We start from the raw sequence: 7,453 nt of genomic DNA on the forward strand, positions 1-7,453 counted from the left end.
CCTGTGAGCGAACTCATTCGCGTACCTGACATCGGCAGCGGTGAAGGTGAAGTAATCGAACTGTTTGTGAAGGTCGGCGACCGTATCGAAGCCGACCAGAGCATCCTGACCCTGGAATCGGACAAGGCCAGCATGGAAGTGCCGGCCCCGAAGGCCGGCGTCATCAAGAGCCTGAAAGTGAAGCTGGGCGATCGCCTGAAAGAAGGCGACGAACTGCTGGAACTGGAAGTCGAGGGTGCCGCAGCTGCGGCCCCTGCTCCGGCTGCTGCGCCTGCCGCCAAGGCTGAAGCTGCACCGGCTGCCGCTCCTGCACCGGCTGCTCCAGCTGCTGCCCCTGCTGCCGCTTCGGTTCAGCAAGTACACGTGCCGGACATCGGTTCGTCGGGCAAGGCCCAGATCATCGAGATCCAGGTCAAGGTCGGCGACACCGTCGAGGCTGATCAGTCGCTGATCACCCTGGAATCCGACAAGGCGAGCATGGAAATCCCGTCGCCTGCCGCTGGCGTGGTCAAGGCCATCAGCGTCAAGTTGAACGACGAAGTCGGCACCGGCGACCTGATCCTGGATCTGGAAGTGGCGGGTGCTGCGGCCCCTGCTGCTGCCGCTCCGGCCCAGGCTGCTGCTCCGGCCGCTGCGGCCGCTGCGGCCGCACCAGCACCGGCCGCCGCGCCAGCTGCCCCGGTTGCCGACAGCGTTCAGGACATCCACGTTCCGGACATCGGTTCGGCCGGCAAGGCCAAGATCATCGAAGTGCTGGTCAAGGCTGGCGACAGCGTTGAAGCCGACCAGTCGCTGATCACCCTGGAATCCGACAAGGCGAGCATGGAAATCCCGTCGCCTGCCGCTGGCGTGGTGGAAAGCGTTTCCATCAAGCTGGACGACGAAGTCGGCACCGGCGATCTGATCCTCAAGCTGAAAGTCAAAGGCGCCGCTCCAGCTGCTGCCCCGGCTCCAGCTGCCGCGGCTGCTCCGAGTGCTCCGGCGCCAGCCGCTGCTCCGGCTGCCGCTGCACCTGCTGCCGCTCCGGTTGCTGCTCCAGCCAAGCCTGGTGCGAAAGTTCACGCCGGCCCTGCCGTGCGTCAACTGGCTCGCGAGTTCGGCGTCGAGCTGAGCGCTGTCGGCGCCAGCGGTCCGCACGGTCGCATCCTGAAAGAAGACGTGCAGGTTTACGTCAAAGCCATGATGCAGAAGGCCAAGGAAGCACCGGCCGCTGCTGCTGGCGCAACCGGTGGCGCGGGCATTCCGCCGATTCCGGTCGTCGACTTCAGCCGTTTCGGCGAAATCGAAGAAGTGCCGATGACCCGCCTGATGCAGGTCGGCGCCGCCAACCTGCACCGCAGCTGGCTGAACGTGCCGCACGTGACGCAATTCGACTCGGCGGATATCACCGAGCTGGAAGCGTTCCGCACCGCACAGAAAGCTGTCGCAGAGAAGGCCGGCGTCAAGCTGACCATCCTGCCGCTGCTGCTCAAGTCCTGCGCACACCTGCTCAAGGAACTGCCGGACTTCAACAGCTCGCTGGCACCAAGCGGCAAGGCGATCATCCGCAAGAAATACGTGAACATCGGCTTCGCCGTCGACACCCCGGATGGCCTGCTGGTACCGGTCATCAAGAACGTCGACCAGAAGAGCCTGCTGCAACTGGCCGCCGAGGCTGCTTCCCTGGCTGAAAAAGCCCGGACCAAGAAGCTCTCGTCGGACGAGATGCAAGGCGCCTGCTTCACCATTTCCAGCCTCGGTCACATTGGCGGCACCGGCTTCACGCCGATCGTCAACGCGCCGGAAGTGGCGATCCTCGGTGTTTCCAAGGCAACCATCCAGCCAGTCTGGGACGGCAAAGCCTTCCAGCCGAAACTGATGCTGCCACTGTCGCTGTCCTACGATCACCGTGTGATCAACGGCGCCGCTGCTGCACGCTTCACCAAGCGTCTGAGCGACCTGCTGGCGGACATCCGCACCATCCTGCTGTAAAGCGCTCGGCCCTCCGGCAACGGAGGGCCGACTGCGTTCCACGTTTTCGAGCGCCACACGCTCGTACCTCAACCCCGTCAGTTTGGCGGGGCTTTTTTTTGCCTGAAATAACTGCCACCTGAACTTTTCCCACAACTTGCGCTGATATAGGCCACGACTCGAGTCCACTTTATATTGATATTTTTTAGCACCAGGCAACTAACCTTGGCGCACTGAAGTTACACCAACAAACCGGGAAACTTTATTAATTACCAACACTTATTCGAATGGATTCGAACATGCTTAAACCTACTGTCGGCCCGATCATTGGCCACACATCAACTAATCAGGCGCGGATATTTATTCGTGGCGGACTGCAACATAATGCGTCCGTATTTGCCGGCATTCGTTACCGGCCACTGGATTCGAAACAATGGCAACCCGCCCAGTTTGTCAAACTTGATTCAACCCGCGACATGACGGAAGTATTCGTAATCGATCATCTGAAGGCAGACACCGAATACGAATACCAGACCGGCTGGTTCAGCCCGATGAGTCCCGTCCACACCATCCACAGCGTGGCGGAGTTGCCGCTGCAATGGCCACGGGAGATTTACCGCCTGCGCACCCGCAGCAGCCAGCCTTTGCAGCCGCGCGCTTACATCCTCGGCTCCTGCCGTTACCTGCGCATGACCGCCGGCGTCCCGGTGCTCCCGCATCTGGGCGACCGGATCTTCGCGTCCATCAGCCAGTTGATCGAGGGTGCACAACCGGCAATCAGCGCAATCATGATGTGTGGCGATCAGATCTACGCCGACGACTTGAATCTGTTCGCCCCGGATCGCGACTATGACGAATTCATTGAAAAGTATCGCGCGGCGTTTTCCCTGCCTAATATTCGACGACTGATGTCGGAGACTTCGACTTACATGATTCTTGATGATCATGAAATAGAAGATAACTGGCCGATGAACGCCAACGAGTCCGATGAAACTCTCTATCGCAATGCAATGGCGACTTACGATATTTATCAAGCGAGTCACAGTCCGATCTGTTCAACAACAACCAGCGGAACAATTGATCGCACGACACTGAAGCACTATTGGTATCAATTCACCGATGGCGATATTGAATGGTTTGTGACGGACAGTCGAACTCGCCGCAACTTGTCGAATGACAACCGGCGCATCCTCGATGAAGAACAGGAACAGGCGCTGTGCAAGTGGTTGATCAATAGCCCGGCGCGGGTCAAGTTCGTGGTCACCAGCGTCATGTTCTACCCCGACCGCAAAATGAACGGCGATGATGCCTGGGCGGGCTTCCCCGAACAGCGTCTGCGCCTGCTGGAAACCATCCGCCAGCATCGGATCAGGAACGTCGTGTTCATTTCCGGTGATGTGCATGGCTCGCTGACCAGTCGCCTGACACACAGCGAAGACCCGGACTTCGAGGTGCACACCGTCGTGTCTTCGCCGCTGAGCAACAGCAAACTGCTGCCCTACGCCACCGCCGCGACCTTCACGCTCGACCAGGCGCTGGCGCAAACCGAGTCAGGCGAATACCGGCACGAACTGACCAGCCAGGTCATCAGCCAGGACAACTTTGCGCACATGGTGGTGGAGGCCGGGCGAATCCTAGTCAACTATCACAACCGGGATGGCAGGCACCTGCAATCCATCGATATTCCGTTGCGATAAATCCGGCGGTACGACCGTTCCGGATGCCGGAAGGCTCTGGAACGGCCATTTTCACGCTTGGTAGCATTAGTTTCCGGCGGGTGCTGGAGAAATGTTCACTGCAGCCGACATATTCTTATAGCACTTGGCCTTCATGTCTCTTGTCAGTCAGTGCCGCAATGATGCAACCTTGCCGCAGGCAACAGTAAAGAGGGCGCGAGCCCGGCGCGTTCAGCAAATTTCCAAGCGAGTTCCCTTCATGAAGAGCCAACCCGATGCCGCCAGCCGTATGGTGGCCGAGGTAGTGACGCAGTTGCCTGTGCCCTCGCGGCTCGGCATGCTGCGTTTCGAGCGCTTGAATGAAGCCAGTTGGGCCATGTTGTTTCTCGATCCCAACTGTGAACGCCAGTTCGGCCAGCCCGCCGTCGAACTCTGCGCTCTGGTCGGCTCGCCCTATGCCAGCCTGATGGAACCCGAAGCGCGTTATCAACTGCACGACGCGATCCAGCAACAACTCGGTCACAGCCCGCATTATCTGGTGCGCTACACCCTGCACACCGCCGCCGGTGCGCTGAGCATTCTCGAACTCGGCGAAGCCTACAGACAGCACAACCGCCACTTGCTGCGCGGTTACCTGCTGGCGGTCGACAACGTGTTTGACGAGGCACCTTCGCTGCCGTCCGTCGACCTTGAAACCCAGAATTCACGCCTGCAAATCGCCCTGGAGCTCAACCAGCGCGCCCAGCAGGAACAACTGCAGCATCTGGAGCGGGTGCGCGCCCAGCAGGACCTGATCCTGTTGCTGGCCCGCCAGCGCTACAGCAGCCAGAACTCCCTGCAAGAAGCCGCCGAACTGATTACCCGCTGCGCCTGCGATATCTACGAAATCGACTGTGCCAGCCTGTGGAACCTCGAAGGTCAGAAGCTGGTGCCGATTTCGGCGTACCACCGCGCCACCCAGGAATACATCCTGCCGGAGGTGATCGACGTCAGCGGCTTCCCCGATTACATGGAAGCCCTGCACGGCAGCCGTGCCATCGACGCGCACAACGCGATGCGCGACCCGCGTACCCGGGAAATGGCCGAAGCCCTTCGCCCGCGCGACGTCAACGCCATGCTCGACGCCAGCATCCGCGTCGACGGCCAGGTGGTCGGCGTGTTGTGCCTGGAGCAGACCGGCGTCACCCGCGCCTGGCAGTCCGACGAAATCGCCTTTGCCGGCGAGCTGGCCGACCAGTTCGCCCAGGTCATCAACAACCACAACCGCCGCACTGCCACCAGCGCCCTGCACCTGTTCCAGCGCGCGGTCGAGCAGAGTGCCAACGCCTTTTTGCTGGTCAACTGCGACGGCGTGGTCGAGTACGTCAACCCGAGCTTCACCGCGATCACCCAGTACACCACCGAGGAAGTCCACGGCCAGCGCCTGTCGGAGTTGCCAGCCCTGGAAAACTTAAGCGAGCTGCTGTTCGACGCGCCGTCGGCGCTGGCCAAGAGCAACAGCTGGCAGGGCGAGTTCAAGAGCCGCCGCAAGAACCTCGAACCCTACTGGGGCCAACTGTCGATCTCCAAGGTCTACGGCGACAACCGTGAGCTGACGCATTACATCGGCATCTACGAAGACATCACCCAGACCAAGCTGGCGCAGCAGCGCATCGAGCGCCTGGCGTATACCGACAACCTGACCAACCTCGGTAACCGGCCTGCATTTATCCGCAATCTGGATGAACGCTTCGCCCGGGATAGCGATACCCCGATCAGCCTGCTGCTGGTGGACATCGACAACTTCAAGCGGATCAACGACAGTCTCGGCCACCAGACCGGCGACAAACTGTTGATCAGCCTGGCCCGGCGCCTGCGCAACAGCCTGAGCCCGAGCGGCAGTCTGGCGCGGTTCGCCAGTAACGAATTCGCGGTATTGCTCGACGACACTGACCTTGCCACCGGGCAGCAGATCGCCAACCAATTGCTGGCGACGCTGGATAAACCGATGTTCGTCGACAACCAGTTGATCAGCGTCACTGGCTCCGTGGGCCTGGCCTGCGCGCCACTGCACGGCCGCGACCCGCAGACCCTGATGCGCAACGCCGGCCTCGCTCTGCACAAGGCCAAGGCCAACGGCAAACACCAGGTGCAGGTGTTCACCGAAGCGCTGAACGCCGAGGCCAGTTACAAACTGTTCGTTGAGAACAACCTGCGCCGCGCCCTGACCCAGAACGAGCTGGACGTGTTCTACCAGCCGAAGCTGTGCCTGCGCAGCGGCCGATTGCTGGGCATGGAGGCGCTGCTGCGCTGGAATCATCCGGAGCGCGGCATGATCCGCCCGGATCAGTTCATCAGCGTCGCCGAGGAAACTGGCCTGATCATCCCGATCGGCAAGTGGATCGCCCGCCAGGCCTGCCGCATGAGCAAAGCGCTGACCGCTGCGGGCATGGGCAATCTGCAAGTGGCGATCAACCTGTCGCCCAAGCAGTTTTCCGACCCGGATCTGGTGGCCTCGATCGCCAACATTCTCAAGGAAGAAGCGTTGCCGGCCAATCTGCTGGAACTGGAGCTGACCGAAGGCCTGCTGCTGGAAGCCACCGAAGACACCCACTTGCAGCTCGACCAGCTCAAGCGTCTGGGCCTGACCCTGGCCATGGACGACTTCGGCACCGGCTACTCGTCGCTCAGCTACCTGAAGAAATTCCCGATCGACATCATCAAGATCGATCGCAGCTTCATCCATGAAATCCCGGACAACCAGGACGACATGGAAATCACTTCCGCCGTAATCGCGATGGCCCACAACCTGAAACTCAAGGTCGTGGCCGAAGGCATCGAGACCGCCGAGCAGCTGGCGTTCCTGCGTCGCCACCGCTGCGACGTCGGCCAGGGCTACCTGTTCGACCGGCCGATTCCGGGCGGCGAGCTGATCCAGGCGCTCAAGCGCTACCCGCGCGGTCCGCTCTCTCTGTAACCCACAGGACACTATCCGCACATTTTGCCTGGTGATTAACCGGGCATCATTGGGCACACTGTGGGTCAGCTTATAGACATCCCATCCTGACTGAGAGGAACGATCATGGTTCTGCGCTCGGAAATTCTGGTGAACAAAAACGTGCTACCGACTAAAGAACAAGCTCTGCCTGGCCGCGAAACCGCAATGACCCTGCCTGAAAAACACTTTGTTTTCACCGAAACGCCGTTGCTTGGTCCGTTCTTTCAGGACGTCGACTTCGCGATCTTCGGCCTGGGCTGCTTCTGGGGTGCCGAGCGCCGCTTCTGGCAGCGCGAAGGCGTGGTCAGCACCGTGGTCGGTTACGCCGGCGGTTACACGCCGAACCCGACCTACGAAGAAGTCTGCTCGGGCCTGACCGGCCATGCTGAAGTGGTGCTGGTGGTGTTCGACAAGGCCAAGGTCAGCTACGAAGAGCTGCTGGCGATGTTCTGGGAATTGCACAACCCGACACAGGGCATGCGCCAGGGCAATGACATCGGCACCCAGTACCGTTCGGTGATCTACGCGACCCATCCGGAGCAACTGGAGGCGGCGTTGAAGAGCAAGGCTGTTTATCAGGCGGAATTGTCGAAGGCGGGTCTGGGTGAAATCAGCACCGAGATTGAACAGGCGCCGACCGTTTACTTCGCCGAGGCCTATCACCAGCAGTATCTGGCGAAAAATCCGGAAGGCTACTGCGGGATTGGCGGCACGGGCGTTTGCATGCCACCGAGTCTGGCGGGTAACTGACCACCTCGACTGATCGCGGCCACTGATCGTTCCCACGCTCCGCGTGGGAATGCAGCCCGGGACGCTCCGCGTCCCAATAGCGGACGCAGAGCGTCCATTG

Annotated in this window: 4 protein-coding genes; all 4 read left to right on the forward strand. The window is 60.7% G+C overall.

The window, feature by feature from the left end; genetic code table 11:
- Nucleotides 1-3: 3 nt before the first annotated feature.
- Nucleotides 4-1,971, forward strand: a complete 1,968-nt coding sequence (gene aceF, locus AC07Y2_RS18695; protein WP_103386567.1) for a dihydrolipoyllysine-residue acetyltransferase — start codon at nucleotides 4-6, stop codon at nucleotides 1,969-1,971.
- A 278-nt stretch (nucleotides 1,972-2,249) separates the two neighbouring features.
- Nucleotides 2,250-3,647: an alkaline phosphatase D family protein gene (locus AC07Y2_RS18700; protein ID WP_039766527.1), complete on the forward strand. Its 1,398-nt coding sequence runs from the start codon at nucleotides 2,250-2,252 to the stop codon at nucleotides 3,645-3,647.
- 238 nt (nucleotides 3,648-3,885) lie between these two features.
- Nucleotides 3,886-6,582 (forward strand): putative bifunctional diguanylate cyclase/phosphodiesterase, encoded by a 2,697-nt coding sequence (locus AC07Y2_RS18705; RefSeq protein WP_039766525.1) that lies wholly within the window; start codon nucleotides 3,886-3,888, stop codon nucleotides 6,580-6,582.
- 105 nt (nucleotides 6,583-6,687) lie between these two features.
- Nucleotides 6,688-7,353, forward strand: coding sequence for a peptide-methionine (S)-S-oxide reductase MsrA (gene msrA, locus AC07Y2_RS18710; protein ID WP_103386566.1), 666 nt, complete (start codon nucleotides 6,688-6,690; stop codon nucleotides 7,351-7,353).
- Nucleotides 7,354-7,453: the final 100 nt, after the last annotated feature.

The organism is Pseudomonas sp. GW456-12-1-14-TSB6 (assembly GCF_059424205.1).